The sequence below is a fragment of the Streptomyces sp. NPDC029466 genome, assembly GCF_055574515.1.
Window position 1 is genome coordinate 22,106 of record NZ_JBVHZH010000040.1, and the last position, 26,520, is coordinate 48,625.

General features: G+C 68.9%; 27 protein-coding genes and 3 pseudogenes. 14 read left to right on the plus strand and 16 right to left on the minus strand.

The features are described 5' to 3' along the window. Window positions 1–44: 44 nt before the first annotated feature. Window positions 45–398 (plus strand): hypothetical protein, encoded by a 354-nt coding sequence (locus ACZ4XD_RS27150; protein ID WP_468046284.1) that lies wholly within the window; start codon window positions 45–47, stop codon window positions 396–398. A gap of 396 nt (window positions 399–794) precedes the next feature. Here ACZ4XD_RS27150 and ACZ4XD_RS27155 read toward each other — a convergent pair whose 3' ends face one another. The 3 genes from ACZ4XD_RS27155 to ACZ4XD_RS27165 all read right to left on the minus strand — a co-directional run bounded on the left by ACZ4XD_RS27155 (window position 795) and on the right by ACZ4XD_RS27165 (window position 3,951). Then, entirely contained in the window at window positions 795–2,051 is a 1,257-nt protein-coding gene (locus tag ACZ4XD_RS27155) for a protein-glutamine gamma-glutamyltransferase (protein ID WP_468046286.1), read from the minus strand. Between the two features lie 265 nt (window positions 2,052–2,316). Continuing rightward, window positions 2,317–2,550: a hypothetical protein gene (locus tag ACZ4XD_RS27160; protein ID WP_468046288.1), complete on the minus strand. Its 234-nt coding sequence runs from the start codon at window positions 2,548–2,550 to the stop codon at window positions 2,317–2,319. A gap of 666 nt (window positions 2,551–3,216) precedes the next feature. Continuing rightward, on the minus strand, window positions 3,217–3,951 hold the full coding sequence (locus ACZ4XD_RS27165; protein ID WP_468046290.1) for a (2Fe-2S)-binding protein: 735 nt from the start codon (window positions 3,949–3,951) through the stop codon (window positions 3,217–3,219). A 315-nt stretch (window positions 3,952–4,266) separates the two neighbouring features. Here ACZ4XD_RS27165 and ACZ4XD_RS27170 point away from each other — a divergent pair, with 315 nt between their 5' ends. From ACZ4XD_RS27170 to ACZ4XD_RS27180, 3 genes are read left to right on the plus strand one after another with little or no spacing between them, the layout of a single operon-like run. Continuing rightward, a complete protein-coding gene (locus ACZ4XD_RS27170) occupies window positions 4,267–5,256 on the plus strand; it encodes an ABC transporter substrate-binding protein (RefSeq protein ID WP_468046292.1) in 990 nt (329 codons plus the stop codon). A gap of 23 nt (window positions 5,257–5,279) precedes the next feature. Then, window positions 5,280–6,356 carry a FecCD family ABC transporter permease gene (locus ACZ4XD_RS27175; RefSeq protein ID WP_468046294.1) on the plus strand — a complete coding sequence of 359 codons (1,077 nt, stop codon included), beginning with the start codon at window positions 5,280–5,282 and terminating at the stop codon, window positions 6,354–6,356. After that, window positions 6,353–7,201, plus strand: coding sequence for an ABC transporter ATP-binding protein (locus ACZ4XD_RS27180; RefSeq protein ID WP_468046296.1), 849 nt, complete (start codon window positions 6,353–6,355; stop codon window positions 7,199–7,201). Before ACZ4XD_RS27175 ends, ACZ4XD_RS27180 begins: the two co-directional genes overlap by 4 nt. Before the next feature lie 76 nt (window positions 7,202–7,277). Here ACZ4XD_RS27180 and ACZ4XD_RS27185 read toward each other — a convergent pair whose 3' ends face one another. Continuing rightward, the gene (locus ACZ4XD_RS27185; protein ID WP_468046298.1) at window positions 7,278–8,180 is read right to left on the minus strand and encodes an aminoglycoside phosphotransferase family protein; all 903 of its coding nucleotides are present in this window, start codon (window positions 8,178–8,180) and stop codon (window positions 7,278–7,280) included. A gap of 327 nt (window positions 8,181–8,507) precedes the next feature. Between ACZ4XD_RS27185 and ACZ4XD_RS27190 the strand changes: the two genes are divergently transcribed. Further along, window positions 8,508–8,858 carry a hypothetical protein gene (locus ACZ4XD_RS27190; protein ID WP_468046300.1) on the plus strand — a complete coding sequence of 117 codons (351 nt, stop codon included), beginning with the start codon at window positions 8,508–8,510 and terminating at the stop codon, window positions 8,856–8,858. A gap of 63 nt (window positions 8,859–8,921) precedes the next feature. Here the strand turns inward: ACZ4XD_RS27190 and ACZ4XD_RS27195 are convergent, their stop codons facing one another. The 3 genes and pseudogenes from ACZ4XD_RS27195 to ACZ4XD_RS27205 form a co-directional block, all read right to left on the minus strand. Next, window positions 8,922–9,104 carry a hypothetical protein gene (locus tag ACZ4XD_RS27195; protein ID WP_468046384.1) on the minus strand — a complete coding sequence of 61 codons (183 nt, stop codon included), beginning with the start codon at window positions 9,102–9,104 and terminating at the stop codon, window positions 8,922–8,924. A 52-nt stretch (window positions 9,105–9,156) separates the two neighbouring features. After that, window positions 9,157–9,267 (minus strand): annotated as a pseudogene (locus tag ACZ4XD_RS27200) (IS5/IS1182 family transposase); the annotation flags it as partial. Window positions 9,268–9,318: 51 nt separating this feature from the next. Then, window positions 9,319–10,164 (minus strand): calcium-binding protein, encoded by an 846-nt coding sequence (locus ACZ4XD_RS27205; protein WP_468046302.1) that lies wholly within the window; start codon window positions 10,162–10,164, stop codon window positions 9,319–9,321. Between the two features lie 308 nt (window positions 10,165–10,472). Here ACZ4XD_RS27205 and ACZ4XD_RS27210 point away from each other — a divergent pair, with 308 nt between their 5' ends. From ACZ4XD_RS27210 to ACZ4XD_RS27230, 5 genes are all read left to right on the plus strand, one after another. Continuing rightward, window positions 10,473–10,883 carry a hypothetical protein gene (locus ACZ4XD_RS27210; protein ID WP_468046304.1) on the plus strand — a complete coding sequence of 137 codons (411 nt, stop codon included), beginning with the start codon at window positions 10,473–10,475 and terminating at the stop codon, window positions 10,881–10,883. Beyond that, on the plus strand, window positions 10,880–12,745 hold the full coding sequence (locus ACZ4XD_RS27215; RefSeq protein ID WP_468046306.1) for a GMC family oxidoreductase: 1,866 nt from the start codon (window positions 10,880–10,882) through the stop codon (window positions 12,743–12,745). The genes ACZ4XD_RS27210 and ACZ4XD_RS27215 overlap by 4 nt, the downstream gene beginning before the upstream one ends. After that, window positions 12,742–13,611, plus strand: a complete 870-nt coding sequence (locus tag ACZ4XD_RS27220) for a hypothetical protein (protein ID WP_468046308.1) — start codon at window positions 12,742–12,744, stop codon at window positions 13,609–13,611. Before ACZ4XD_RS27215 ends, ACZ4XD_RS27220 begins: the two co-directional genes overlap by 4 nt. 303 nt (window positions 13,612–13,914) lie before the next feature. Next, complete coding sequence (locus ACZ4XD_RS27225) at window positions 13,915–15,021, plus strand: PP2C family protein-serine/threonine phosphatase (protein ID WP_468046310.1); 1,107 nt, start codon at window positions 13,915–13,917, stop codon at window positions 15,019–15,021. 301 nt (window positions 15,022–15,322) lie between these two features. Beyond that, entirely contained in the window at window positions 15,323–15,478 is a 156-nt protein-coding gene (locus ACZ4XD_RS27230) for a hypothetical protein (protein WP_468046312.1), read from the plus strand. 146 nt (window positions 15,479–15,624) lie between these two features. Here the strand turns inward: ACZ4XD_RS27230 and ACZ4XD_RS27235 are convergent, their stop codons facing one another. The 3 genes and pseudogenes from ACZ4XD_RS27235 to ACZ4XD_RS27245 form a co-directional block, all read right to left on the minus strand. Further along, window positions 15,625–16,596 carry a GNAT family N-acetyltransferase gene (locus ACZ4XD_RS27235; protein ID WP_468046314.1) on the minus strand — a complete coding sequence of 324 codons (972 nt, stop codon included), beginning with the start codon at window positions 16,594–16,596 and terminating at the stop codon, window positions 15,625–15,627. 466 nt (window positions 16,597–17,062) lie between these two features. Continuing rightward, window positions 17,063–17,752 (minus strand): FadR/GntR family transcriptional regulator, encoded by a 690-nt coding sequence (locus ACZ4XD_RS27240; protein WP_468046379.1) that lies wholly within the window; start codon window positions 17,750–17,752, stop codon window positions 17,063–17,065. Window positions 17,753–18,100: 348 nt separating this feature from the next. Beyond that, window positions 18,101–18,278 (minus strand): annotated as a pseudogene (locus ACZ4XD_RS27245) (IS5/IS1182 family transposase); the annotation flags it as partial. Window positions 18,279–18,408: 130 nt separating this feature from the next. Between ACZ4XD_RS27245 and ACZ4XD_RS27250 the strand changes: the two are divergent. Beyond that, the gene (locus tag ACZ4XD_RS27250; protein ID WP_468046316.1) at window positions 18,409–19,683 is read left to right on the plus strand and encodes an MFS transporter; all 1,275 of its coding nucleotides are present in this window, start codon (window positions 18,409–18,411) and stop codon (window positions 19,681–19,683) included. 461 nt (window positions 19,684–20,144) lie between these two features. Here the strand turns inward: ACZ4XD_RS27250 and ACZ4XD_RS27255 are convergent. The 4 genes and pseudogenes from ACZ4XD_RS27255 to ACZ4XD_RS27270 all read right to left on the minus strand — a co-directional run. Beyond that, window positions 20,145–20,291: pseudogene (locus tag ACZ4XD_RS27255) on the minus strand (hypothetical protein); the annotation flags it as partial. A gap of 38 nt (window positions 20,292–20,329) precedes the next feature. After that, entirely contained in the window at window positions 20,330–21,982 is a 1,653-nt protein-coding gene (gene abc-f, locus ACZ4XD_RS27260; protein ID WP_468046318.1) for a ribosomal protection-like ABC-F family protein, read from the minus strand. 200 nt (window positions 21,983–22,182) lie between these two features. After that, entirely contained in the window at window positions 22,183–22,566 is a 384-nt protein-coding gene (locus tag ACZ4XD_RS27265) for a hypothetical protein (RefSeq protein WP_468046320.1), read from the minus strand. Window positions 22,567–22,614: 48 nt separating this feature from the next. Further along, window positions 22,615–22,743, minus strand: a complete 129-nt coding sequence (locus ACZ4XD_RS27270; RefSeq protein ID WP_468046322.1) for a hypothetical protein — start codon at window positions 22,741–22,743, stop codon at window positions 22,615–22,617. 5 nt (window positions 22,744–22,748) lie between these two features. Between ACZ4XD_RS27270 and ACZ4XD_RS27275 the strand changes: the two genes are divergently transcribed. Together ACZ4XD_RS27275 and ACZ4XD_RS27280 are read left to right on the plus strand one after the other, a co-directional pair. After that, window positions 22,749–23,333, plus strand: a complete 585-nt coding sequence (locus ACZ4XD_RS27275) for a DinB family protein (protein WP_468046324.1) — start codon at window positions 22,749–22,751, stop codon at window positions 23,331–23,333. 425 nt (window positions 23,334–23,758) lie between these two features. Continuing rightward, on the plus strand, window positions 23,759–24,187 hold the full coding sequence (locus tag ACZ4XD_RS27280; protein WP_468046380.1) for a transposase: 429 nt from the start codon (window positions 23,759–23,761) through the stop codon (window positions 24,185–24,187). Here ACZ4XD_RS27280 and cynS read toward each other — a convergent pair. Next, window positions 24,147–24,617: a cyanase gene (gene cynS / locus ACZ4XD_RS27285; protein WP_468046326.1), complete on the minus strand. Its 471-nt coding sequence runs from the start codon at window positions 24,615–24,617 to the stop codon at window positions 24,147–24,149. The two genes, ACZ4XD_RS27280 and cynS, sit on opposite strands and share 41 nt — an antisense overlap. 113 nt (window positions 24,618–24,730) lie before the next feature. Then, on the minus strand, window positions 24,731–25,330 hold the full coding sequence (locus ACZ4XD_RS27290; RefSeq protein WP_468046328.1) for a carbonic anhydrase: 600 nt from the start codon (window positions 25,328–25,330) through the stop codon (window positions 24,731–24,733). Between the two features lie 124 nt (window positions 25,331–25,454). On the opposite strand from ACZ4XD_RS27290, the gene cynR reads away from it, so the two are divergent. Continuing rightward, window positions 25,455–26,360 carry a transcriptional regulator CynR gene (cynR, locus tag ACZ4XD_RS27295; protein ID WP_468046330.1) on the plus strand — a complete coding sequence of 302 codons (906 nt, stop codon included), beginning with the start codon at window positions 25,455–25,457 and terminating at the stop codon, window positions 26,358–26,360. Window positions 26,361–26,520 lie beyond the last annotated feature (160 nt).

Genomic DNA, 26,520 nt, shown 5'->3' on the forward strand with positions numbered 1-26,520 from the left:
CGAACGCGCCACCGCCCGAGCCGACGTGGCATGCCAAGAGGCTGATGACTGAGCCTGGAGCCAGCCGCAGGCAATGCGCTGACAGTTACTTCCACTCCGTCGCCGTAGACCGCAATGACCTGGCGGAAGATCTCGGAGACCGGGTCCGCGACGCCCTGGGTCCAGATGCTGACTGCGTGGAGGCGGTCGAGATCCTCACGCAGACGCCGTGCGCGGAACTGCCGCCGCAAGCGCTGCAGCGGCTCGGAGCCCACCCGGACCCGAAGAACGTGCTCCTCAAAGTAGTCCTGCGGCACCTGGACCGGACCCTCACCGACCATGACGCCAACCTGCTGCGCGACCACATCTACGCCGCCGTTCACCAGGGCAGCGCCCACCAATGGGCGGCAACCCGCTGAGTAGAGCCGAGGCCGGCGCCGCCCTATGAGGAAGGCGCCGGCCCACCGGCACGTCACTCGTCCGTGGGGGTTACGGGACAGCCCTTGGTTGAAAGGTCCCGTCAGCGTCGTTGACCTGAAAATTCCACTGGCCCGTAGCACTGCATGTGCCGGCGAGGGCGCGTCCTTGGGGTCCGGGGGGCCAACACCGGCGCCGCTTCTGCTTCCTGAACCAGGATGCCGGCACGCCGTGATCGCCCTGCCCTCCGGGAAGCGCCACATGCGCACCGTACGCCGCTTCGTCCTGGCTCGCCTGAACCGCTGGGGTGTGACCGAAGAAGACCGGGACCGCATCGACGCCGGCGTGTGGCGGGCTGGGGTAGGAGGGCCAGGTGACCCCGCCCTCCTACCCGGCTGTTACGACCAGCCCTGCTTCACCTCGGCGGGGGCGGTGTTCCAGCTCTTGGGTATGAACGTGATGACGTAGGTTCCGCGGTCGAAATCTGCGTAACCGGCAGACCAGTTCCGGAACTTGCTCTCGTATACGTTCATGGGGCCCAGGCCGCTGTTGGGCGCGTGATAGTGGTTGGCGTGGGTCCATATGGTTTTGTCGTCATCCGGTTCCGCCTGAGCTCCAAACCAGCCGTAGTCGAAATTGACCCAACTTTCGCCAGGTTGGGCGGGACTGCGCGGAACATTCCTGTCCTTCGACATGTCGACCAGACCTGTGCCCTGGTCGGGGCGGAAGGCATCCGGATCGCCGTACTTCCTCTTGTCGGAGGAGCCCCGCTGGTCCTGCCCACTCCAGAAGTGTTTCGAGTAGACCACCGCCTTCATCTTGGATGGATCGTAGTTGCCTCCATCCCTTTCTCTGAAGGACGGCGTATTCCTCAGCGCCGAGTAAAAGTTCGAGCGACTGCCCTCGTAGCGCAGAGCGTCATTTTTGTTCGCGAGCTCTGTCTTGAGGTTGTCGAGGTAAGTCCCCTCGTCGTGCGCAGTATCCAGAGCCTTGTTCATGACGGATGCCACATCACGCGCCCGCTTGAAACCCTTCCCCTCGTCGAAACTGTCCTTGGCGATGCGCCCCTCAAACTCGGCTTGCGTCTCATTGGGGCGTGGTCTGCTGTTTTCCAAGTTACTCTTGTACTTGTTCTCGTCGAAGAACGCGAACGCCAATTTGTTCGTCGGGTAGGGGCCCGAATTGACCCAGGTGATGCCAACACAGCCGTAGGACAGCTTTTCTCGCTGATCTTCGGTCATTTGCTGTTGGGCGCCGTCGCGGTGACTGTAGACCTGCTGCCACTTGCGTATGTAGTTGTTGACGACCGTAGTGGCCCTACCTCCGGAGGCCCGGTACGCGTCAGGCATCCGGTTGAGCGGCTCGGCGGGAGGGGTCACCCTCTCGTCGACAGCGTCGGGGGCCCGGAAGAGCGCACTGGCGCTCGGCGGCAATTCCGCGAGAGAGTTGCCAGGTTGACCCGCAGTCAGGGCTCCTTCGTTCAGTGCGTTGATGTTCTTGACGTCCTCCGCCGTCAGGCCGTGCGTTTCGGCGTAGGACCCCTCCCTTTCCCCGCCGCCGCCACTGGCGGCGTGGCTGACCGACGGCATGACTCCAGCGGTGCATATCGCCGCGCTCACAGTGGCGAAGACGAGTAAACTCCGACGTTTGTACATGAAAATCAGTAACTCCCTTGTTGTGGAATCTCGTGAAACGGGGCATGCGAGCGAACGACGCAATGAGGGGTTGCGGTAAGCAACCGCTCCGTGACCCCAGCCGCGCTGTCCTGGGTCGCTGCGCCGGAGACAGGAAGGAACGCCGCCACGAGGCGGAAGGAGATGCGGCAAAGGCGGGAGACGGCGGTGGCGGCGTGGCCGTCGCCGGTCATGACCGGGTAGCCGGCGGGCCGCCCGGGTCGGGCGGCACCGGTGCCTCGCTACATCAGCGTCGCCGCCGAGGCGACGACGCGGACCCGGTCCGGGAGCCGAGGTCGCCGTAGCGGACCTCGACGCACGGATGGGAGTGCATGAAGTCGGTGTCGCCCCGGCGGACCTGGCCGGGATGACCGACAGCGGCAGTCGCCGGGGCGACGGGGGCCAGGGCAGCCACCTGGGCTCCCTGGGCGAGGGGCAGGGCGGGGGCGCCGGTCACGGCGACGGCAGGGAGAGCGCGCAAAGCGATGGTGCGTATCACGTATCGGCTCCCGGATGAGTGATCAGGTAGATACGAGCAGTGATCATGCCCCGGCGCCAACTCCCCGGCAACGTCGCCGTCTTACAATCGGCCAATCTGTCACGTAGGACGTATCCGGCCATGTATCCGAGCCGGCCTGTGGGGATGCGATGCGGCAGCGTTCCCCTCCTCCTGGCGTGTGGTTCGCGGCGAGGCCGGTACCGATGTTGTCGATGGAGCCGGTCACGGCCTCGGAACAACCGGTGGGCAAGTTGGGCAGCGCGGACCGGAGGCAGCGGTGCGCCGCACCAGGGCCCTGCGGACGATCGCGGCCGGCTGCCCGGATACGACGGTGACGTTCAAGCCGGCACCGTAGCCGCACTGACCGCCACAGACCATGGGCCCGGCGCCCCGTCCCTAAGCACCCCGAGCAGCCAAAAAAGAAGCTTCCGGCAGAGGCGCGGGGCGAGTGGTGCGGTCGTTCTGTTCGGCGCATCATGCACCGCCCACAGCTCGTCGGCGACTCCCCCAGCTCCGGCCGAGCCGCCCCACACCCCGGATCATCAGGCCCGGAGCGATCCAACCAACTTGCGCCCGACACCGGCAGGCGAGGGCCCTGCCCACGATGTCGGCCTCGCAACGGGTCACCGGCCGCTCTGCGCAGGACGACTACGTAGTGGCCGAGTTGACGCGCTCGGCGCCGCGTGAAGACTGCCGCCTGCGGTGGAGGACGCACTCGTCGCAGTATCCGGAGCCCGAGACCCGGTAGTAGAGGCAGCAGTTGTGGCGACGGTATTCGAGGGGGTCGAGGATGAGGGTGCCCGCGCTCGCGAGGGGCTCCCGTTCCAGTAGGGCGGTGGCGAGCGGGAGCGGCGGGTGCGGGGCATGCGGAGCGCGCCTGGTCAGAGTGCGTACGGCGCCCATGAGTGCGGAGGTGGCGTTGCCCTGCAGCACCTTTGATGAGAGTCCGAAGTGCCGGCGCATCGCCTCGTCCAGCGGCCGCAGGTGGCGTACGACGATGCTTTCGTACAGGGCGTCGGGCAGGTCGTCGCCGCGGGACACGGCGGGCATCTTGGGCAGCCAGAGGTCGATCGGGCCGGAGGCGGCCGCGCGCCACCACAGCCGTTCGGGCGCGAGGTCGGGCACCTCACCTGTCAGTACGGTGGCGGCCAGGGCGACCGACCACAGGCGGGCCGCCGTTCCGATGTGGAGAGTCGAGGCGGCCACCCGTTGCTGGTCGGTGCCGAGTCGTTTGCCCATGGCAGTGACGGAGGCTTCCAGCGCCCTCTGTTCGCTGTGCAGGTCGATAAGCAGTGAGAAGTCCGCGGCATCTGGCCGTGGCCCGCTGGACACCTTGAAGTAGGGACCGATGGCGGAGATCTGAGCGAGTATGTCGGTGGTCATCATGGGTGCCTCGCCCGGGTCAGTCGCGGAAGGAAGCGGGATGTGCGCGGCAGCCGGGGCTCCGCGCAGTGAGCCGACCGCTTGGTCATCTGGGCACGCTCGGTCCGCAGTCCCATTCCGGGGAACCTCCGGCTGGAGCTGAACGACGTCGGTGTTCGCGTACGCCGGGCTCATGCATCCGCGCGTCCTCTCTCCTCACGCTTCCCCCTCAGGATCCTTATTGCATCACCATCGCAGTTACGCATAACTTGCGGAACCGTGGCCTCCCGCTTCGCGGCGTGTGTCGCCTCCTGAAAGAGCCTGGAAGGAACCCCCATGAAGAGCAGACGCTCGCTGCCGCTGCTGCTGACCGCGCTGGTGGCCCTCTCGGTGTCCGGCTGTGGCGGTCCCGCCAAGCAGACCGGCGCCTCGTCCGCGGGCCCCGCCGCGAAGGGGTTCCCCGTCACCGTGTCCAACTGCGGTGTGCGGACCACCTATCAGCGTCCGCCGCAGCGGGCCGTCTCGCTGAACCAGCACGCGACCGAGGTCATGCTGGCACTCGGTCTGGAGAAGTCGATGGTGGGCACGGGCTACCTGGACGACAAGATCCTCCCGAAGTACCAGGACGCCTACAGCAGGGTCAAAACCCTGTCGAAGGAGTACCCCTCGTTCGAGACGCTTCTGGCAGCCGAGCCCGACTTCGTCTACGGCGGGTTCGCCAGCACCTTCGACGAGAAGGAGGGGCGCGGCCGCGCCGCCTTGCGCAAGGCGGGGATCAACACCCATCTGAATATCGAGGAGTGCTCCAAGGGGCCCGTGACGATGGACCGGATGGACGAGGAGATTCGTACCGTCGCCAAGATTTTCGGCGTGCGCGGACGAGCCGAACGGCAGGTGCGGAGTCTGCACAGCGTGCTCGACGGCGTGCAGCGCAAGCTCTCCGGGGTCTCCCCGGTCAAGGTCGTCGTCTACGACAGTGGCGACAAGACCGCCTTCACCGCCGGCGGCAAGGGCATCGGCAACGAGGTGATCAAGCAGGCCGGCGGGGCGAACCTCTTCGCCGACCTGCACAAGCCCTTTGGTGATGTCTCGTTCGAGCAGGTCGCGCAGCGGGCCCCCGAGGTCATCGTCATCTACGACTACGGCGACCAGTCCGCCGAGGCCAAGAAGAAGTTCCTGCTGTCCAACCCGGCGCTGAAGGACGTGCCGGCGATCAAGAACAAGCGCTTCGCGGTGCTGCCGCTGTCGTCCACCGTGCTCGGCGTGCGGGTTCCGTCGGCCGTGGAGTCGCTGGCCCGCCAGCTCCACCCGGGGCGCTTCACGTGACCGATGTGCAGGAGAGGGCTGGGGTGGTCGATGAGCCTGGTGAGCGGGAGACGCCCGGGTCGCTCGCCAGGCGCCGCCCCGGGGTTCCCTACTCCTTGGTGCTCGTTGTTCTGGGCGCCGTGCTGGTCGGTGCCGCTACGGCCGGTATCTCGGTGGGCTCGATCAGCATTCCGGCTGACCAGGTCTGGGGCATCCTGCTGCACCGGGTGCATCCGGCGCTGGCCGAGCCGGCGTGGCCCCCGGTGCGCGAGACGATCGTCGTCGACGTCCGGCTGCCCCGGGTTCTGCTGGCCGCAGCCGTGGGCGCGGGACTGTCGGTGTCCGGGGCGGCGCTGCAGGCCCTGGTCCGCAATCCGCTGGCCGACCCGATGCTGCTCGGCGTCTCGTCGGGCGCGTCGGTCGGTGCGGTGCTCGTGCTGGTGTTGAACGTCACGCTGTTCGGGATGTTCTCCCTGCCCGTCGCGGCGTTCTGCGGCGCGCTGGCCGCGCTCGTCGCCGTCTATCTGCTGGCCCGTTCCGGCGGGAGGATGACCACGGCGCGGCTGGTACTGGCGGGTGTGGCCATGGCCGAGGTGCTCTCCGCGCTGGCCAGCTTTCTCATCGTCACCTCCCACGACCCGCACAAGACCCAGGCCGCGCTGCGGTGGATGCTCGGCGGGCTGGCCGGCACCACCTGGGCGACGGTGTGGATCCCGGTGGGTGCGGTCCTGCTGGGGACGGCGGTCCTGCTCGGTGTCTGCCGTTCGCTCAATCTCCTGCTGGCAGGGGAGGAGGCCGCAGCGGCCCTGGGCCTGGACGTGCACCGCTTCCGGGCCGCGCTCTTCATCCTCGTCGCGCTGATGATCGGCACGATCGTCGCGGTCAGCGGGCAGATCGGCTTCGTCGGGCTGATCATGCCGCATGTGGTTCGGCTGCTGGTGGGCGCCGACCACCGCCGTGCACTGCCTGCCGCCGCGCTCCTGGGCGCGGCCTTCCTGATCGCCGCCGACCTGGCCGCGCGCACCATGATGAGTCCGGAGGAGATACCCGTCGGCATTCTCACCGCCCTGGTCGGCGGCCCGTTCTTCCTGTGGCTGATGCGGCGGAAGGCGGCCCGATGACGACCAGCGCGACAGCGGCGGCCGGGGCGCTCGATGCTCAAAAGGTCTCCGTCGTAGTCAACGGCAAAACCCTGGTCGACCAGGTGTCCCTACATGTGGCGCCCGGCGAGATGGTGGCGCTCGTGGGTCCCAACGGGGCCGGCAAGTCGACGCTGCTGCGCACGTTCTACCGGGCGCAGCGCCCCACTTCCGGCCGGGTGTTGCTGGACGGGACGGACGTCTGGCGGATGCCCGGCAAACGGCTCGCGCAGCAACTGGCGTCCGTCCTGCAGGAAACCGCCGGGGACTTCGAGCTCACCGTGTACGACGTGGTCGCCATGGGCCGTACGCCGCACAAGCGGGCGTTTGCCGGCGATGACGCGGACGACCGCGACATCATCCTGCGAGCGCTGGCGGAACTGCACGTCGGTGCCCTGGCGCATGCGCCCTTCGACCAGCTCTCGGGCGGGGAGAAGCAGCGGGTCCTGATCGCCCGTGCGCTCGCGCAACGCACGGGAACGATGGTGCTGGACGAGCCGACCAACCACCTGGACCTGCGTCACCAGCTCGATGCACTGCGGCTCGTCCGAAGGCTGGGCGTCACCGCCGTCGTCGCGCTGCACGACCTCAACCTGGCCGCCTCCTTCTGCGACCGGATCTGCGTGATGGACGGCGGCCGGGTGGTCGCGACCGGAAGTCCGGCGGAGGTGTTCACGCCCGCGCTGCTGGCCGAGGTCTACCGCGTCGAGGCGGAGGTGACCGAGCACCCACGCACCGGCGTGCCGTACGTCACCGTGCTTCCCGGTGTGGAAGCGGCGGCCACCGGCAGCCCGAACGGAGGAAAACAAGCAGGACAAAGAGGGTGACCCAGAAGAGACACGGAGCCGGGGCCAGTCGGACGGCCATCGGCCAAGATCGAGAACAAGTTCAAAGTAGCGTGCGTCAAACGCCCTTCAGAACACGATCAAGTGCCGCCCGGCCTGCAGGTCCCCAGTTCGGCTTGCCGCCGGGAAGGCCCCGATCTCCGTTCTGCCCCATGAGCATCAGGAAGAGGCTCTTCAGAGCGGCCAGCCCGCGGGCGCGCCGGATCGCCGCCTCGTCTGCATGCGCGTACCTGTCGAAGAACCGTGCGGCCGTGCCCGCAGGCAGCAGCACCCATGCGGCGGCGAGGTCCCACGCCGGATCGCCGGCGAACAGGTCACCGAAGTCGACGATGCCCGAGAGCGTTCCGTCCGAGACGACGACGTTCGCGGGATGGAGGTCGCCGTGCACCCACACCGGCGGGCCCTCCCATGCGTGGGCCGCAACGGCGTCGTCCCAGACGGCCCGGACGTCGGCAGCGATGTCGTCGGGGGCAACGGCCTGGAAGAAGTTCTCGAAGCCGTCCGTGCAGTTCCGGGGATGGGCACTGCGGTCCGTGGTGATCGGCGCCTCGGCGGGCGCCTCCACATGGAGCGCCTGGAGGAAGCCCGCCAGCGTGTCGGCCGCGTGGGTGCCGCGGCTGATCGAGCCGTGGTCCAGCGGCTCGCCGGGAACCCACGTCATCACGGTCCAGTGCTTGGGGAAGCGCTCGGACGGTTCGCCGAACCGTACCGGGACCGGCACCGGGAGCGGCAGGCGCGGGGCCAGCACGGGTAGCCACCGCCGCTCCTTGAGCTGGAGCTCCGGGGTGGGGTCCATCCGCTGCATGCGCACGGCCAACTCGTCCCCGAGGCGCCACATTTGGTTGCCCCAGCCGCCCGCCACCTCGCGGATGGCCAGCCCCGCCAGGTCTGGATGCTGCTCCTGCAGCAGTTCGCGGACCAGGTCTGCGGTGATCTCGGTCTCGATCTCGGTCTCGGTCATGCGAAGTCACAGTACTGAGGCGGCAGGCGGAGCAGGCGGAACAGCTCCAAAGTTCAGAGAAGCGGCCAGGCCGAAGGAGACCGTTCCCTGCCGGAGCGATCGCATGGCTTCGACGGTACGCACAGGCCGGCCGGGCCGCCGCCCGCCGGCATCCGTCCGGGCACATGCGCGGTGCGGAACGTCCCGGTGGGACGGTCCCGGTGGGACGCGGCCGCTGCCTAGTGCCACATCAGCAACCGTTCGCCCTGCTGCGATACAGCGCTCCGGCGGCGGCCCGAATCGCTCCCCCGCCGTCGGTCGGTAGGCATCAGCTGCCACAGTTAGGGGATGAACGGAAACTTCTTGGCCCGACACCATGACCAGTTGGTGGCGTGGCTCAGGGACGGAGAGGCCGAAAGCCTCCACGCATTCCTGGGCGCACACCACGAGTCCTTCACGCTCGTGACGACAGATGGAGCGATCCTCGGCCTTGAGACGCTGGGAGAATCCCTGCGTAGTGCGGGCGGCAGCCAGCCTGGCCTGTCGATCCAGATCGAGGAAGTCACCAGGATCACGCCCGACGTGTACCGGTTTCTGGAGCGCCACATCGTTGACGGCTCCGTCGTGGAGGTGCGGGTCGTGACTGCCGTAATGGAGAACGAGTTGCTGCTCAGCGTGCAGGAGACCGCCCGTCGGTAGCGGACCCAGCAACGAGGCGACCGTGCGCCAGTACCGCAAGCTGCTGCGCGACCACTCGCGTCGTCAACGGGCCTGACGGCGCTCCAACCGCACCCAGGTCCCGCGGTCCGTGCGCGCGCCGACCGAGCGACGCTTGCGCACCACACTCCCCCGCTCCAAACCAACGTCCAAAGACCGCTCGACCCGGTCGAGCACCTCGTCGACCGGGTCGGCACGCAGATCGACAACAGAAGGGGAAGAAGCCATAGCCACAAGGTGCCATTTTGAGGCGCGGAGCGACCCCGGTTCCCGTGAAGGGCCCGAAGCACGGCGGCAACGCGCGCCAGGCACGGCCATTGCCCAGCACGTAGACGATCGCCGCGAGCACCGCCTCATCAGGCGTGTCCTGCGTCCCGCCGTCCTGGGCCCGACGATCCTGCGAATGGCCGTCCCAGACCCACACCTGGCAGGCAGGACAAGCTCAGTCCTGGTGCAGCTCGTTGCGGCCGGGGCCGCCGGAGAGCTTGTCGGTGCCCGGGCCGCCCCATAGGGCGTCGTCACCGCTGTTGCCCCACAGCGCGTCGTTACCCGGCTCGCCGTACAGCTTGTCGTTGCCCTTTCCGCCCTGGAGGACGTCGGCGCCGCCCCTGCCATGCAGGACATCGTTGCCATCGTCGCCGTGCAGGTTGTTCTCCTCATCGGTGCCGGTCAAGGAGTCGTTCCCGGCTCCGCCGAAGCAGTCCTGCCCGCAATGGGTGAGGGTGTCGTTCCCCGGGCCTCCGAAGGAGCCGAAGCCGAACGGACCACCGCCGCCGTCGAGACGGTCGTCGCCGTCGTCACCGTGGAGCATGGCGGACACGGACCCCTTGAGCACGTCGTTGCCCTTGCCGCCGTAAACCCCGGCCCACGCATCGCTGTCCGGTTCGAGCGTCGCGGTGTCGTCCTTGTCACCGAGGTCGATGTCGTAGCTGTCCGAGTCATCCGAGTTCTGCGGGATCTCGACCGCGCAGCGCACGACGGTGTGGTCGCCCTGCGTGGGGTAGGTGCACTCGTCCGCGCTCGCCGCACTCGCGTCGATGGCGATGTCGTTCCGGTCGCGGAAGGTGAGGACGTAGTACGACTCGAACTCACCGCGCCGCTCGATCTCTTCGTCGACCGTCAGCTTGTTCTGCTGGCCGGGGGCGGCCTTGTACCAGAGCTCGCCGTCCTCGTGGACGACGGTGGCCGTGGCTCTCGGGGCCGCCTGGACGGCCGGCGACGCGAGGGCGTTCGCGCCGAGGGCGAGGGCAAGGGTGGCGGTGGCAATGATGGTGCCGTAGGTGCGCATGCGGAAGTGGCCCTTCGGAATGTCAGTGCGCCGTGGTGCTTGTGGTCACTGGGTTTGACGAGGGATCCGCGAACGGAGTTGTGCCATCGATCATGAACAACAGCGGACCAGGCAGTGGCCGGGACTTGGACAGCTCCGGGGGGTCGACACCCCCATGTGTACTCCACATCCCACTCCTCGTCGACCGAACGTCACTGGCGGGAGCGCGGGTGAGTCCCTGCGAAGATCCGGGCCCACCCGGAGTCGCTAACAAGCCCTTCCGAGGGCGCGGCGCATGGACCGGCAGGCGGCTGGGCACCGATGCCCGCGTGCCCATCGCAGACGACTTACCGCGCTTCACCGCCCTGTCGGCGCGGCTGACAGGCTTCGACGGAGTGGCTCTGGAGGCCACCGGGCTGACCGAGGTGTACCGGGCGGTCGCCATGGAACGGCTCGGCGCTGAGCGGTACGCGCGGCTGCTGCGCGAGCTGGTGGAACCTGACGACGCCATGGATGGCGAGCTGCGGGAGGCGGCCCAGGCGGTGACGTACCTCTGGTACACGGGCAGTTGGCCTGGCCCGCCGCCGATCGTGGTGTCCCCGCTCGCCTACGCAGAGGGCCTGGCGTGGAAGGCGTCCGGCCTCAAGGCTCCCGCCACGGTGCCTGGGGGGTACGGGAGTTGGGGTGAGGCGGGCGACCGGTCCGGGCCGGGTGACGGAGTGGCGGGGAGTGGCCGATGACGCGGTACGACGCGATCGTCGTCGGCGCCGGTGTCGCGGGCTCGCTCGTCGCGCACCGGCTCGGCCTGCACGGCCGACGAGTCCTGGTCCTGGAAGCCGGCGCGGCGGACCCCGGCGCTCACGAACCGTCCGCCGACCCGCTCACCACCTATGTGACGGCCGCCGCCAAGGTGCCCGGCTCCCCCTATCGGGCCCATCCGGCGGCCCCCTGGCCCGACGTGACGGACCTCTCCGGCACGGAGGGAACCCCTGGTTACCGGGCGGTCGGCCACCTGCGGCAGGACGGCCCGCTCCCGTATGCCAGCGGATACGTCCGCGTCAACGGCGGCACCGGCAACGTCTGGACCGGCCTCGCGCCGCGCATGCTCCCGGAGGACTTCGATACCGAGACCTTCGGGTACGGACGGCGGTGGCCGTTCACGTACGCGGACCTTGAGCGTCACTACCGGGCGGCCGAGGAGGAGTTGGGGGTGGCTGCCGATGCCGACGAACAGCGCGAGCACGTCGGTCTACCCTTCCCCGACGGCTACGTCTTCCCCATGCGCCCGCTGCCGGCCTCGCGTGTGGACCGTCTCCTCGCGGCCCGCCTCGACGGGCGGCGCGTCAAGGACCCCGTCACCCTGCACGAGGTCGAGCTGAGAGTGGTCGGCACACCACACGCGCGCAACAGTGTCCCGGACCCCCGCTATGACGGCGGCCGCGGCTATGTGCCGCGCGGGCGGGACGGGCGGCCCGCCCCGGACAGCCGGTGCGTGGGCCATGCGAGCTGCGTCCCACACTGCCCCTCGTACGCGAAGTACACCGCGCTCAAGACCCAGGGACGCTGGAGCGCGACCGTCGTACTCCAGGACCGGTCCGTGGTGAGCCGTGTGCTCGTCGACGGGCGGGGGCACGCCACAGGCGTGGCGTACCACTCGTACGACGGGGAGGTGTCCGTCGCGCACGCCGATGTCGTCGTGCTCGCCGCGCACGCCGTGGAGAACGCCCGGTTACTGCTCCTCTCCGGGCTCGCCGACCGCAGTGGTCAGGTCGGCCGCAATCTGATGGACCATCCAGTTCTGCTGACCTGGGGCCTGTTGCCCGAGGACACCGGGCCGTACCGGGGCCCCGGCTCGGTCTCCGGCTTCGAGGGCTTCCGCACCGGCGCGGCACGCCGGCTGCGGGCGCCGTTCCGCGTCGAGCTCGGGGCGTGGGGCTGGGCCTGGGCGAAGGGATCCGTCGACGCGGACGTGCACCACTTCCTCACCGAGCGGGGCTTGTTCGGGGCGGAGCTACGGCGGGCGGTCGGGGACCGGATCCGCCGCCAGTTCACCCTCCAGTTCGAGATGGAACAGGCCGCCGACCCCGCCAACCGGGTCACCCTCCATCCTCAGGAGCGCGATCCGCTGGGCCTGCCCCGCCCCCTCGTCACGTACGACCTCGACGAGCACGTGAAGGAAGGGATGGCGGCGGCCCGGGCGGTCTCCGACCAGATCTTCGCGCTGCTCGGTGCCGAGGATCACACGGACTACACGCCGGTGGCGGCCTGGCCGGGCCGCTTCGAGCACCGCGGACGTATGTACGGCTACCGCGGTGCCGGTCATGCCGCCGGCACCCACATCATGGGGGACTCCCCTGCCACGTCGGTGGTGAACGCCTGGCAGCGCTGCTGGGACCACCCCGGCCTGTACGTGATCGGCTGCGGCAGCATGCCCTCGGTGGCCACCTCCAACCCGACGCTGACGATGGCCGCGCTCGCCCTGCGCAGCGCCGAGCGCATCGAAGCGGACCTGGCGGCCCGCGACCGCCCGGCCTCCCTCGCCTCGCCCCCGGCATCCCCCGCGCTCAACGAGCCGTCATCGACACGAGGAGCCCAGGCATGACCACCCCGCTGCCCCTGCCGCCCGTGACCCAGCCGTTGCAACTCCCCTTCCATTACGGGGCATTGCACCAGATCGGCATCGACTGGCTGGTGGACCCGGGACCGGCCCACGTCCTGCTCGCCAAACACCACCCGGCCCTGACCGCCGCCGCCTTCGAGGACGGTCAGGCGCTGGTCTCGCTCAACTACCAGCTGTACTTCGCGCAGTACGCGTTCGGCGGCGGCATCACCCAGGAGATCGAGTTCAACATCATCGCGTTCCCGACGGACGAGAGCGGCCGGCTGCCGCGGCTGACCTACGCCCAGTACGCGCAGGGCTGGGACCAGACGAAGCTGCTCGGTATCGCCCGCGTCCACGTCGTGTGCGACAACCCGTTCGCCATCAGGGCCGGGCAAGAGCTGTACGCGGAACCGAAGTATCCCGGCTGGTTCGAGGTCGACCTGCCGTCCCTCAACGGACCCGCGGGCGAGACCTGGACCGTACGGTGCAAGACAGCCACGGTCGGCCCGGACGACACCCTGGAAAAGGACCCGGGCCCGCTGCTCGACATCACGGCGGAGCTGGACGGCCTCACCCCCGTCGCCGCCAACTCCGCCCCGATCACCGGCTACGGCACCGATCCCGAGGGGCGACTGCTCGCCGGCCCCATGAACGTGTACCAGCCCTACCGCTGGTACGACCTGTCCGCCCCCGAACACTCCGGCCGCACCCGCCTGGCGGTCCATGCCCCGGACGACGGCCTGGGCCGCGACTTCCGCGCCCTCCTCGGCGACGGAACACCGGCCGCCGGCGCCTGGACGTACCAGTCTCCCCCGGTGGCCGCCCACAACCGCCCGTACTACCTGCCGACGCGACCGCGTCCCTGACCGCCGGGCCCTCAGCTGGACCAGCGCACGCAGATCCGGGTGAAGACAGCTGATCTCGGTCGGTCACCCGTCCGCCAAGAGCTTCATCGCTGTGCAAGCACCCCCGTAGGTGGAGCCGGCGTGCCCCCGTGCCGACAGCCCGCGGCGGCATCGCGGCGTCGGCCGTCGGCCGTCGGCACGCTCCAGGGCCGAGGCGTGTGCGGAAACGCTTGTCGCATCCGGAGGCATCCGGCAAAGAGCCACACCAGCGCAACGCTGGTGTGGCTCTGAGCGCCTGGAGCCTTCCGGGTGTAAGCAGGAGATATGGGCGTCCGGCATGACCTTCTCGGCTCCCAGAGATCCTGGCAGCCAAGCACCGGGTTGATCGCCATCCCGCTCGCGATCATCGCGGCGGTAACGGTGATCGACATCAACGTTCCGGAGGCCGTCCACCTGGGTCCGTTCCTGGTGGCCGCGCCCGCGCTCACCGCTTCCTTCGCCGGCCCCGGCGTCACCGCCTCCATCGGCGCCCTCGCCGTAGCGGCCCAAGTACTCATCGGTCAGCTGCACGGCGGCTTGATGACTGCGAACCACCTGGCTCAGATCGCCGCCCTGTTCCTGATCTCAGCATTGGTGACGATCTTCCGCTACGTGCGCGACCGGCGTGAGCGGACTCTCGAAGAGGTACGTGCCGTAGCCACCATGGCACAGCGGGTATTGGTGCGGCCGCTGCCCCGCAAGATCGGAGGGCTGCGGATCGCGTCCATGTACATCGCGGCCGAGTCCGAGGCCCTGATCGGCGGTGATCTGTACGCGGCAGTGGCCTCCCCTGGTGCCACCCGCCTGGTCGTCGGCGACGTCCGCGGTAGAGGACTGCCTGCCGTGGACGAGGCCGCTTCGATCCTCGGGGCCTTCCGGGGCTCCGCCTACCGCGAGCTTTCTCTGCCCGGGATCGTGGCCCACCTGGGAAACGCCGCGTGCTGGAACACGAGCCACCGCGTCGACGGAGGTCCCGACGCCGAAGAGTCGTTCACCACCGCGCTGGTACTGGACATCCACGATGACGGCCCCTTCATCGAGCTCGTGAACTGCGGTCACCCCCCGCCACTGCTGCTACGTGACGGAAAGATCCAGTCTCTGGAAGCCGACGAACCCGCCCTCCCCCTCGGCCTCACCGCCCCCTCGGCGAGCGACTACACGGTGGAAACCTTCTCTTTCGAGCTCGGCGACCTGCTGTTGCTGTACACCGACGGGGTCATCGAAGCCCGTGACCGGAGCGGCGCCTTCTATCCCCTTGCCGACCGGGTCGCCTCCTGCGACACGACCGCCCCCGACACCCTCGTACGCCACCTCCACGACGACCTGCTCCGCCATGCAGGCGGAAACCTCGGCGACGACGCAGTCATCATCGCAATTGCCAAGAGCGCCTGAAGGCGGGAGACGACCGGCAGCACGTGACTGCGAAGCCGGCCGATGGTCGCCCCGGCGATCGGCGAACCACACCTCTGGCCCCGAGAGCCGGCGGACATCCGCCCTCAGGCTTCCGCACGTTCGCGAAGCCACGACGCGGCCAGAGCCGTCCACGTCGCCGCGTCCCCCGCGCCTTCGGCCAGACCGAGACAACGGTGATCACGACCGAAGTGGCAGATACCCAACGCAACCAGTTGGCGCCGGCTGCCTCGCGATCGGCGCTTTCTGCGTGTTGTCAGGCGACGCGGAGGATGCTCTTGCCGTGCGTTGTGCCCTCGGCAAGGCGCTGCACGGCCATGGCCAGGCCCCCGAGGGCGTACTCGGCGGTGATATCCATGCGGACCTGGCCGTCGGCGACGAGGCGCCTGCGACACCCTCGTCGCGGCCGTCGAAGCCGTCCGCGCGGAGCGCTGAGTGACCGAGACGTACATGTATGGCGTTATCCGCGGGAACGGACAGCACTTCGACAGTGGTCCAGGAGCTGTCTTGCCGTCGGAACTGGCTCGGAACATTCACGGGTTCTGACAGCACCGGGCTTTCCTGGCGGGCCGAGCGCGGCGGTGGTCAACGCCAGTCGTCGATCACATACGCGTCGGGGTGGCTGTACCCGGGTTCGTTGGGCCTGTGCATGGTCACGCCCTGCAACCAGGTGCGGAAACCGCGGTCGATCATGCGCCGGTAGGCATCCGGGCGCCCCAGGTTCATGCCGGCGTCCAGTTGCCCCAGCCCGCGCTCGGCGGCCAGCCGCTCGCATGCGTCGAGCAGTCGCTCGAACCGGTCGGCGGCCTCCGGACCAGGACGTGCGGCGCCGAATTTGATGAAGCACACGTCCACGCCGGCCTCCGACCCGGCTCCGCAGTGGCAGACGGCCAGGCCGTCGAGCTCGGAGCCAGTGCCATGGAGCAGGATGGTGTCACCGAGTCCCTGCGCGTGCACGGCCACGATCTCGCGTTCCAGGCTCAGGCCCTCGTACACGGCTCCGGTCAGTGCGCGACAGCGGCTCAGTGCGTCGGGCCGTTCGGCGGCGGGCAGTTCGCCATAGAGCACCCGGCCGGGGGCTGCGGCACCGTCTGTGACCTGCTTCTTCATGATGGCTGTGAGGAATCGAGGCCAGAAACCGTACCGGCGGTAGAGCTCAAGATGCTTGGGACTGTGCGAGAAGGTGAACAGGCCGAGGTGGCGATTCCCCCAGGCGTCGAAGCAGTCGATGACCGGATCCATCAGACGCCTGCCGATGCCCTGGTCCCACAGATCCGGACGTACGGTCAGCGGTCCGAAACACCCGACGCTGCCCCAGTGGGCGGCGAAGTTCGATCCCACTACTTCGCCCTCGACCGTCGCCGCGAACGCCGCCTGTGGATCGGCCGCCCAGCGGGTGCGGACGTAGTCGGCGGTCCCGAACGGATCAGGTGCCCCCAGGAAGGTCCCGAAAGCGACCCTGCAGATCTCATCGGCCCGATCCAGGTCCGTCTCATCCAGCGGGCGGACTGATACCGGGGCCGCGCCACCCTTGCGCTCCGCTGCTGGTGGGACCATCGCCCTCTCCTTCCTGCCCACGTTCCATCGGACCACGGAGGTGCGCCGCAGGCGAGGTGAACGGTCCGGCGACACCCCCGAGAATCGGGGACCAAGCCGGTCTACCTTGCCTTTCCGCCTACCTCGCCTTTCCGCGGGAACCGCAGCAGGTAGCCGGCGCCAGCGACCACCATGGCCGCCTCGATCGTCCACACGATCTAGTCAGCACACCACTACGGGTGCCGAGGCTCAGGAGCCACCCCTGCCCGGGTTGCGGAGTCAGCCGACGGGTGCTGTCCGTTCTCGTGAACAGCGACCTCGCCCCCGGGGCAGGCGCCTCCCAGAGTGCTGAACAACCGCTGTCGTGATCCGTGAACAAAGCCACCCGACTTCGACCAGATCATCTGCCGCCACCGGCCCTCAGTACCTCATCGAGAACCCGCATGAGTGGTCCGGCACTTCGGTTCCTGCTGCATGCCGCCGTGGTTCAGAGGCGGTGGAGGCGTGCGAGGGTCTGCTCCAGCTCAGCCTGGAGGGTGCTGCCGGCGGTATCGGCGTCACCGCGCTCGATGGCCCGCACCAGTGCGTCATGGACTACGTCCCCGTGATTCGGCTCATTGGCCCGTAGGTCGAGAATGTCCAGCAGATCGATCAGCCCCTTGCGCAGCGAGGGGACGAATTCGGCAAACAGGTCGGTGAGTACGGGGTTGTGGGCTCCGGCGACGACCGCCGCATGCAGGGCGATGTCCGCGTCGACGAAGGCTGCGTCATCACCGTCCGCAGCGGCTCGGCGGGCGTCCAGAGCCGTCTGCATAGCGGTGAGATCGACTTTGGTACAGCGCTGTGCTGCCAGGCGCGCGGCTTGCACCTCGATGAGCATGCGCACCTCGTAGATATCGGTGACTGCGGCCTGGCGCAGCCGGGTGGCCCAGTCCTTCTCGGGTTCGTCGGCGATGACGAAGACGCCGGCCCCCTGGCGCGCCTGCAGCAGGCCGGCTCCGGCCAAGGCACGCAGGGCTTCACGCACGGTGGAGCGGCCCACGCCGAGGGTCTTGGCCAGGGCGGTTTCGGCAGGGAGCTTGGTGCCAACCGGCCACTGCCCTCCAGTGATCTGGTCGCGCAGATGCTGGGTGGCCTGCTCGACCAGAGGGCTTGGGCGAAGAGCGCCGAGCGGCATACCGCTTTCACCTCTCAGCTTGTCTGATGGCTGGATCGCGTTGAGTGTACTTGGCGTGGCTCTGAGGCCGGACGAAAGGGCGAGTGCCGCCCTCGCGAGGTTGCCGGAGAGCGCGAAGGCCACGGTCACGGCGTCCTGTGCTGGACCCTGGCACGGCAAGCGGTGTTGCTGACCCCCTCCGCGCCCTTGAGGCCATCGCGTGAAGGTACCGAAAGTGCTTGCCCAGGGGGCTGCCGGGTCTGCCCGGTGAACTCGGGTCGTCCCAGACTGCCCGCAAACGCCTCATCAGATGGGCTCTCGACGGCACGTGGGAACGGGGCCCGTCCGCCGTTCCCACTGCGGCGGACGCCGGTGGTTACGCGACGAAGCACCCACCGTCCGGTCGCGGGCGGGGACGAGGGTGCCGTCGCCATCCACAACCGCTCGATGTCGGCAACGGGCCGCGGGGTCGGCTCCGGTGCGAGCAGGGGCCCAGGGCGCTGAATGCGCGGCAGATCGTGGCCGGTGAGATCCCGAACAGCGGTGCGCGAGACGGAAGGACCGGTAGGCGGTCCAACTGTCCTGACAGATAAGGGTTTTACTCGCCCTGTCGTGCTCGTTAAGGTAACTCCTCTGAGGACCTGAGTAGCTGAGGCTCTCAGTCCACATCACGGAGAATGAGAGAGCAGACGTTCCACATGAAAAAAGGTCAACTCGGCTTTCTGGCCGGGACGCACATGGTCAATGACCTCTATCAGGGCGCGATCCCCGCGATGCTGCCGTTTCTGATGTCGCAGCGTCACTACAGCTACGCAGCGGTCTCCGGCCTGGCGTTCGCAGCGAGTGGCATATCCAGCCTGTTCCAGCCACTGTTCGGCGCGCTCTCCGACCGCAAGCCACGGCCCTGGCTGGTGCCGGCGGGCTTCGGAACCGCGGCCTTCGGCGTGATGGCGGCAGGGCTGTCCGGGAACTACCTGGTCACCTGGCTGTGTGTTGCGCTGGCAGGGATCGGCATTGCGGCGTACCACCCGCCCGCGACCAGTCAGGCCCGTGCGGCCGGCGGATCCTCGCAGAAGGCCATGAGCATTTTCTCCGTCGGCGGAACCATCGGCGGGGCCATCGCTCCGACGCTGGTCACCCTCGTTATCGGGGCAGCGGGATTCGCTGGAAGCTATCTGCTGGCGATCCCTGCCGTGGTCATGATGATGCTGTGGGCCCTCAAGGAGCCTTGGATGCGATCGCGGGGCCACACGGCGGCGGCTCCGCTGGTCACCGGCGCATCGGCCAAGGCAGGGGCAGGGGCAGGGGCAGGTGATGAGGGGCGGGCGGATGACTGGCGTTCCTTTGCCCGTCTCGTGGCCCTCATCGTCGGATGGTCCATTCCGTTCGTCACGGTCACGTCGATGGTGTCACTGCACGCGCAGCGTGATCTGGGCGAGTCTGCGGCAGGCGGCGCCGCCGTTCTCAGTACGTACACCGCGGCCGGGGCTGCTGGTACGTTGCTCGGCGGCTGGGTGGGTGACCGGTACGGCCGGATGTCGTCGGTGCGGGTCGGCTATCTCGTGGCGCTTCCGGCCCTGTTGGGTATCGCCTGGGCTCCGACGTTCCCGGTTCTGGTGCTGAGTGCGGGAGTGTTCGGCGTGGCGATGTTCCTGCCCTTCGCCGCGCAAGTAACCCTTGGTCAGGACTACTTGCCCCATCGTCCAGGTACGGCCAGTGGGCTGACCCTGGGACTGGCGATGGCGGCAGGCGGCCTGTGCTCACCGGCGTTCGGATGGCTCGCCGATTCACGTGGGCTGCCCGCCGTCTTCTATGCCCTGCTCGCGGTCTTCGTGATTGCTGTTGTCATAGCCGTCCGGCTTCCCGACCGCCCTCTGAATGTGCCTTCCTCTCCGCACGGGAAGCAACCGCTCGCGGCGTCGAAGCGCACGCAGGCTAGCCGGCGAAGCTGACCCTGCCGTACGCCTTCATCCAAGAGCTCTCCCATCCGCTGTCCCGTTCCTCGCTGCCGACGCCGCTCTCGCCGCGACTGTGGGATCCCTGGCCGTGAGCAAGGGTCCCGCACCGGTGGTCGCAGCGACGCCGGAGGAGCGGATTTCCCGGCGAACTTCACGACGGCCTCCAGCTCGGGGCGCCGGGTGGCGCGGGTGGAGATCTTCTCCGAGAAGACGCGCTTCACCCCAGGCTTCGGCGAGTGAGTCGAGCTGCGCGTCGAGGAACTGCCGGGCGGTCGAGGCACGGGCCGTACCCGAGGCTGACGTGTCCGACAGGCTCGGCGCCGGCGCTGACGGGCCGGGCAGCTCGGTCCCCACGAGCCCGGCTTGCGTACGGAGGGGATCGGAACGCTGAGTACCTGGGCGAGTTGGGGCACGAGGCGGAAGCGGGCGGTGTGGTACTGGCTGGCCACCCTCCCCTTCCCGGTCCGGCACGAGGAGCCCGCGGGGGCGGCACAGGTGAACAACGGGCAGGAGTGCGCTCCCACGCGCTTGAAGTCCTCGCTCACGGCCCTGGACCGTTTCATGAGGGTGTTTAAGTCGCCCAGTCGGTTGCAGCACCTCATGCGGGCGGGCCATTCGCGGCGGAGGCGAACCGACGGGATCAACACCTGCGGCCGGCACGCAGCTCCAGTTGCTCCCCCTCGAAGCGGGCGCGGAATTCGCGGTCGTGCGACACCATGACCACCGCGCCTGGGTACCTCGCAAGCGCTGTCCGAAGGTCCTCGACCAGATCGAGCGCGATGTGGTTGGTCGGCTCGTCGAGGACGAGGAGGTCTGCCAGCCGGCTTACCAGGCGGGCGATCTGCAGCCGCCGCTGCTGTCCCGCGGACAGGGCCGCGACCGGGACGCGCAGGTCCTCCTCGCGGAACAGGCCCATTCCCAGGAGCTGTTCGGCGTACTCGTCCGGCAGTCCGGGCCACCCGGCCGCGAACGCGGTGAGCAGCGGCAGCCGTGTGGTGTGCGCGGGCAGCTCCTGCGCAAGGTAGCCGATACGGGCGGGGCGGCGTGCCGTGCCCGCGTCGGGCTCCAGGTCGCCCGCCAGGACGCGCAGGAGCGTCGTCTTACCCGCGCCGTTCTCCCCCGTGACCAGCAGCCGCTGTCCAGGCGCGATCGCAAGGAGCCCCTCCAGACGCAGCCGCTCGCCGACCCGGACGCCGTCGAACTCGGCGAGGGGGCCCTGGGCGGGGCCGTCTGCCGCCGTCGGCGCCGCCGTGAAACGGAGCGGCGCCGGCGGCTCCGGCACCGGGTTGCGTCGCAGCTGGGCCAGGCGCTCCCGGGCGGAGCGCACCTTCCCACCGAGCTTCGCCTCGCTGGACCGGCGGTGTTTTCCGAAACCCTGATTCGGGTCGCGGCCGGTGGTGGCGAGCCGCCTCCCTGCGGCCTCGAGCAGTTCCTCCATACGGGCCGCCTCCTCGACCCAGTCCGCGTACCGCTGCTCCGCGCCGCGCCGGGCGGCGGCCTTCGCGGTGCGGTAGCCCGCCCAGCCGTCGCCGTACCGGCGCACGGTGCGCGCATCCCGGTCGACCTCGAGGATCGTGGTGGCGATGCGCTCCAGGAAGCCTCGGTCGTGGGTAACCGCGACAACGGTGCCGCGGTGTGCGCGCAGGTGATCCTCCAGCCAGTGCACGGCCGCTGTGTCGAGGTGGTTCGTCGGTTCGTCGAGGAGCAGTAGTTCGGGGGCGGCGGCCAGGACGCAGGCGAGCGCGAGCCGCGACTGCTCGCCGCCGGACAGCGAGCCGAGCAGGCGGTCGCGGGTGATCCCGGCGAGCCCGAGCCCGTGCATGGCGGCGTCGACGCGAGCGTCCGCCTCGTATCCGCCGCGTTCCTCATATGCCATCAGCAGTTCGCCGTACGCGGCGAGCTCCTTGTCCGACGCGTCTGCGAGGGACTCCTCTGCCGCACGGAGCCGTCGCTCCATATCGCGCAGTTCGGTCAGGGCGAGGTCGATGGCGTCCTGCACGGCGCAGGCCTCATCGAGGTCGAGGGTCTGGGCGAGGTGGCCGGTACCGCCGGGGAAGCCGACGGTGATCTCCCCGGCGTCCGGCATCTCGGCCGCGGCGAGCAGCCGCAGCAGGGTGGACTTGCCGGAGCCGTTCTCACCGATGACGGCGGCCCTCTCGCCCGGACGGACGGTGAAGCAGACCTGGTCGAGGACGGTCCGGGCGCCATAGGACTTGGTGACGTCCTTGACGGACAGCTGCGCCACGGCAGCAGGGACGGCGGTGGGCACGAAGGTATGGGCGCGGTCGCGCATGTGACTTTCCCTGAGCATGCGAAGGGTCTACGGGCAGCAGAAACGGCGGCATCGGCCGTACCCGGACTCAGACGAAGAAGAGGAAAGCCATGCCGCCATCGTAACAAGACGAATCGTCTCGCCTCAATGCGTATGTGACACGTAGTCCGCGATCCGCGGCATCCTCGCTCAACCGGGGGCAGTGAGGTCCTGGAAGACCTTCATCGGTTCTCCGTGGTCGCTCGGGCGGCGTCCGCTGGGTTGCGGGGACGGGCACGGCAGCGGCCGTGCCCAGGTCGAGGCTCTTGTCCATGTCCAGGCGGAAAGGTGCTGTGCGGGTTGACGTTGGACCAGAACAACGCGGTCAGGCCGCCACAGCCCTCGTCACTGAGCTCCTTCACCCAGACCCGCTCGGCCAGGACCTGCTGCACCAGCAGGGCGTTGACGTGCACGAGCGCAAACCCCGACCCGCCGTTGCCCGACCCCTGGCCGAAATGCGCTGAACGTTCAAGCAAGAGGATCATGAAGGGCAGCCACCACCAATACTGGCCCGGCCTCTGGAAGAGGCCGAGCACTGGATCCGCGATCGGCTCAGCGATGGCCAATGGCCGGCCTGGGGCGCGGAGACCGGTCTGGGGCCCTTAGAGGTTGTCTCACGTGGCAAGTTTCGCGAGCTTCTTGTAGCAGGTCAGGGCGGCGGCCATGGCCAGGCCTCGGCTCTGCCAGTCGTTGCGGACCACGTACGCGATCTTGAGGCCACCAGCAGCCCATGGCAGGCTCATGCCGCATGATCGATGAATTCGCGAAAGACAACCTGCACGGGAGACTGCGGCGGGACCGTAAGACGCTGCTCTGGAAACTCGACGGCTTGTCCGAATACGACGCCCGCCGACCTTTGACAGCGACCGGGACCAACCTCCTCGGCCTGGTCAAACATGTGGCCACCGTCGAGGCCAGGTACTTCGGCGAGGTCTTCAACCGCCCTTCCCCGGAACCGCTGCCCCGGTGGCAGGACGCCAACGGCAGCGATCTGTGGGCGACCGAGGACGAGACCCGCGATCAGATCATCGAGTTCTGCCGGCGCACGTGGGAACACTCGGACGCGACGATCAACGAGCTTCCCCTCGACGCCCCCGGCCATGTGCCGTGGTGGCCGGAGCCTGATGCCGACACGAACCTGTTCGCCGTCATGGTCCATGTCCTCGGCGAGTCCATCCGGCATGCCGGGCACGCCGATATCCTGCGCGAGGGCCTCGACGGCCGGACCGGGTTGCGCGCCGAACACGAGAAGCGGATCGACGAGGAAGCCCGTGCAGCCTACTGCGCGAAGATCGAGCAGGCCGCCAGGTCGGCCGCACCAAGCAAGGCTTAGAGGTTGTCTCACGTGACGTGATGCTCGTGCGGCAGGACGCCGGTCGTAGGTGCTGATCTATCGAAGCGTCTGGTTCCTGATGAACTCTGGGAGCCGGCCGCCCCGTTGCTGCCGTCGTTCGCTGCTCGTCCGCAAGGTGGTGGGACACGCTCCGTGTGACGAGCGGGCCGTGTTCACGGCAGTGGTGTACGCGCTGACCAGCGGCTGTGCCTGGCGGCATCTGCCACCGACGTTCGGCACGTCGCACCGCCACCGCGCATCGCCGCTTCACGGTATGGACCGAGGCCGGCCTGTGGCGTCAGCTGCACCGGGCGGTGCTGGACGAACTCGGGGCCCGGGGCCAGGTGGACTGGACCTCGGCGAGCGTCGACGCGGCCTCCGTTCGCGCCAAAAGGGGGGATCGCTGACCGGGCCGAACCCGGTCGATCGCGGCAAGCAAGAAGGGCAGCAAGCCGCACGTGCTGTCCGATGCCCAGAGAATCCCGCTCGCCGTCGCCGTGTCCGGCGCGAACACGCACGACAGCCTCGCCCGCAAGCCGCTCATCCGCGGCATACCCGCTGTCCGGTCCCGCCGGGGACCACGGCGGCGCCGACCCGTCAAACTCCGCGCGGACAAGGCGTACTTCTCCGCCGAACACCTGGCCTGGCTGCGCGAGCCGGGGCTCGTCGCGCGCATCGCGCGGCCCGGCAAGTCGAGTCCGGCGAACGCCTCGGTCGGCATCGCTGGAAGACCGAACGGTCGATCGGAGCGAGGCGGGGCGGGCCGGTGTCGTCGTCACGGGCCCGCCCCGGTCCTTGCCGATGCCAGCCGGATCAGAAGGGCTTGGTGGGCAGGTACTTGCCGTCGAGGGTGATGACGGCGCGGTCCCCGCCCTCGGGGTCGGCGACCTTCTTCACGTCGAGCTTGAAGTTGATCGCGCTGATGATGCCGTCACCGAACTGTTCATGGACCAGAGCCTTGAGGGTGGTGCCGTAGACCTGAAGGATCTCGTAGAAGCGGTAGACGGTCGGGTCGGTGGGGATACCGCCGGGGAGGGAGCCGCGGGTCGGGATCGTCTGCAGCAGCAGCGCCGCGTCCTCGTCCAGGCCCAGCAACCCGGCGACGGCCTCGGCCGCTGCCTGGGGCAGGGGGTGCTGGCCGAGCACGGCGGCGGTGGTGAAGGCGACCGACAGACCGGCCACGTCGGCGATCTGCTGCCAGGACAGGTCCTGGCGCACCTTGGCCTCAACAGCTGCGGCGGCCAGGGCCTGACGGGCAGCGGGGTCGAACTGAGCATGCACCATGAGAAGGGCTTCCTTTCCTGAGAGCGCCGTTCGCCAAGCACAGCGGGGAACGGCGGTTTTGGTGGTGATCCCGGGCGCCGGCGGGCGGCAGGGAGCAGGTTCGGGGGCTGGGGTCAGGCAGCGAGGGGGGCCGAGCGGCCGGTGGCGTCGAGTTCCTCGACGATGCCGGTCGGGATGTCGTAGACCCAGCCGTGCAGGGTGACCGTCTCGTCGGCCAGGGCGCGGGCCACCGACGGGTGGCTGACCAGGTTCGTCAGCTGGGCGAGCACGTTCTGGCGCACCAGGGCCCCCACGTTCGTCCCGCCGGTTGTGGTGGTGTGGGGACGGGCGGCGTCCACGTGGCGCAGCCAGTCGGCGACCGCGGGCACGCTGCTCAGGTCGTGGTTCTCGGCGAGGGCGGTCATCGCCCCGCAGGCGGAGTGCCCGCACACCACGATGTCGGTGACGTTCAGGACAGCGACGGCGTACTCGATGCCGGCGGCGACGCCGTCCGGGCCAGGCGTGTAGGCGGGGACGAGGTTGCCCGCGGTGCGGATGACGAACAGCTCACCCGGCTCGCTCTGGGTGAACAGCTCGGGCACCACACGAGCATCGGAGCAGCTGATGAACAGCGTCTTCGGCCGGTGGACCGCGGCCAAATGGGCGAAAAGCTCCGCCTTGGCCGGGTAGACATCCCGCTGGAAACGCGTGACGCCCTCGGTGAAATTTTGCACGGTCGCTCCTTTCGGTGGCTGCCGCCCCCGTGGGGCTGACGAGATCCACCATGCGCCACCTGCACCTATAGCGTCCAAGACGAAGTAGCCATGACTATGATCGATCGCATCTATAGTTGCGGGTATGGCTCTGGAACTGCGTCACCTGCGCTATCTGCTCGCCGTCGCCGAGCACCACAACTTCACCCGTGCCGCCGAAGACCTGCGCATCTCCCAGCCCACCCTGTCCCAGCAGATCAAGCAGCTGGAGCGCACGGTGGGCGCGCAGTTGCTGGACCGCACGGGGCGGACCGTGCGGCTCACCGACGCCGGTGAGGTCTACGTCCGCTACGCCGGCCGTGCCCTGCGGGATTTGGCGGCAGCCGAACGCGCCGTCGTGGACGTGGCCGACCTCTCCCGCGGCCACCTGCGCCTCGCGATCACCCCGACCTTCACCGCCTACCTCATCGGCCCCCTCACCGCCGAACTCCACTCCCACCACCCCGGCATCACCCTGGACGTCAAGGAGATGACGCAGGACCGTATCGAAGCCGGTCTGCTGACCGGCGAACTCGACCTCGGCATCGCCTTCCACGGCTCCCACCTGCCGGGCATCACCGCTAGCGCCCTGTTCACCGAAACCCTGAGCCTTGTCATCGGCGCCCACCGGCCCGGGACCGGCCGTGAGAAGCCGCTACCCGTCCAAGACCTCACAGCACGTCACCTGGCGCTGCTCAGCGCCGACTTCGCGACCCGCGGCCACATCGACGCCTACTTCAACGCCCACCAGGTGCAGCCGCGCATCGTAGTAGAGGCCAACTCCATCCAGGCCCTCACAGAAATCGTCCGGCGCACCCCGCTGGCCACCGTCCTGCCCGATGCCATCACCCACGACCACCCCCACCTCTCCCCCGTGCCCCTCGAACCCCACCTGCCCACCCGGACCGTCACGCTGCTCAGACGCGAAGGCGCCTACCAAAGCGCCGCCGCCCGCGCCTTCACCCAGCTGACCCGGCAACTCGTCCACGCCCGCGGCTACGCCCCCGCCTGACCGCCCCCCATCGCCTCATCCGCGCGCGCCTGAGGCAGGACCCCGGGCTCGCCGTCGTGCCCGCGCCTCGTACGGAGCCGGTCCACCTCGGGTGGGCCCGGATATAGACAGCACATCCGGTCAACGGCATCGCCGATCCCCGGACATGCCACCAAACCCT

Bases quoted from the DNA above. Each gene is read 5' to 3' on its own strand.
- ACZ4XD_RS27150 (WP_468046284.1), top strand. From the start codon at position 45: ATGACTGAGCCTGGAGCCAGCCGCAGGCAATGCGCTGACAGTTACTTC.
- ACZ4XD_RS27155 (WP_468046286.1), bottom strand. From the start codon at position 2,051: ATGTACAAACGTCGGAGTTTACTCGTCTTCGCCACTGTGAGCGCGGCG.
- ACZ4XD_RS27165 (WP_468046290.1), bottom strand. From the start codon at position 3,951: ATGACCACCGACATACTCGCTCAGATCTCCGCCATCGGTCCCTACTTC.
- ACZ4XD_RS27170 (WP_468046292.1), top strand. From the start codon at position 4,267: ATGAAGAGCAGACGCTCGCTGCCGCTGCTGCTGACCGCGCTGGTGGCC.
- ACZ4XD_RS27180 (WP_468046296.1), top strand. From the start codon at position 6,353: ATGACGACCAGCGCGACAGCGGCGGCCGGGGCGCTCGATGCTCAAAAG.
- ACZ4XD_RS27185 (WP_468046298.1), bottom strand. From the start codon at position 8,180: ATGACCGAGACCGAGATCGAGACCGAGATCACCGCAGACCTGGTCCGC.
- ACZ4XD_RS27190 (WP_468046300.1), top strand. From the start codon at position 8,508: ATGAACGGAAACTTCTTGGCCCGACACCATGACCAGTTGGTGGCGTGG.
- ACZ4XD_RS27195 (WP_468046384.1), bottom strand. From the start codon at position 9,104: ATGGCTTCTTCCCCTTCTGTTGTCGATCTGCGTGCCGACCCGGTCGAC.
- ACZ4XD_RS27205 (WP_468046302.1), bottom strand. From the start codon at position 10,164: ATGCGCACCTACGGCACCATCATTGCCACCGCCACCCTTGCCCTCGCC.
- ACZ4XD_RS27215 (WP_468046306.1), top strand. From the start codon at position 10,880: ATGACGCGGTACGACGCGATCGTCGTCGGCGCCGGTGTCGCGGGCTCG.
- ACZ4XD_RS27220 (WP_468046308.1), top strand. From the start codon at position 12,742: ATGACCACCCCGCTGCCCCTGCCGCCCGTGACCCAGCCGTTGCAACTC.
- ACZ4XD_RS27225 (WP_468046310.1), top strand. From the start codon at position 13,915: ATGGGCGTCCGGCATGACCTTCTCGGCTCCCAGAGATCCTGGCAGCCA.
- ACZ4XD_RS27235 (WP_468046314.1), bottom strand. From the start codon at position 16,596: ATGGTCCCACCAGCAGCGGAGCGCAAGGGTGGCGCGGCCCCGGTATCA.
- ACZ4XD_RS27240 (WP_468046379.1), bottom strand. From the start codon at position 17,752: ATGCCGCTCGGCGCTCTTCGCCCAAGCCCTCTGGTCGAGCAGGCCACC.
- ACZ4XD_RS27250 (WP_468046316.1), top strand. From the start codon at position 18,409: ATGAGAGAGCAGACGTTCCACATGAAAAAAGGTCAACTCGGCTTTCTG.
- abc-f (WP_468046318.1), bottom strand. From the start codon at position 21,982: ATGCGCGACCGCGCCCATACCTTCGTGCCCACCGCCGTCCCTGCTGCC.
- ACZ4XD_RS27270 (WP_468046322.1), bottom strand. From the start codon at position 22,743: ATGAGCCTGCCATGGGCTGCTGGTGGCCTCAAGATCGCGTACGTGGTC.
- ACZ4XD_RS27275 (WP_468046324.1), top strand. From the start codon at position 22,749: ATGATCGATGAATTCGCGAAAGACAACCTGCACGGGAGACTGCGGCGG.
- cynS (WP_468046326.1), bottom strand. From the start codon at position 24,617: ATGGTGCATGCTCAGTTCGACCCCGCTGCCCGTCAGGCCCTGGCCGCC.
- cynR (WP_468046330.1), top strand. From the start codon at position 25,455: ATGGCTCTGGAACTGCGTCACCTGCGCTATCTGCTCGCCGTCGCCGAG.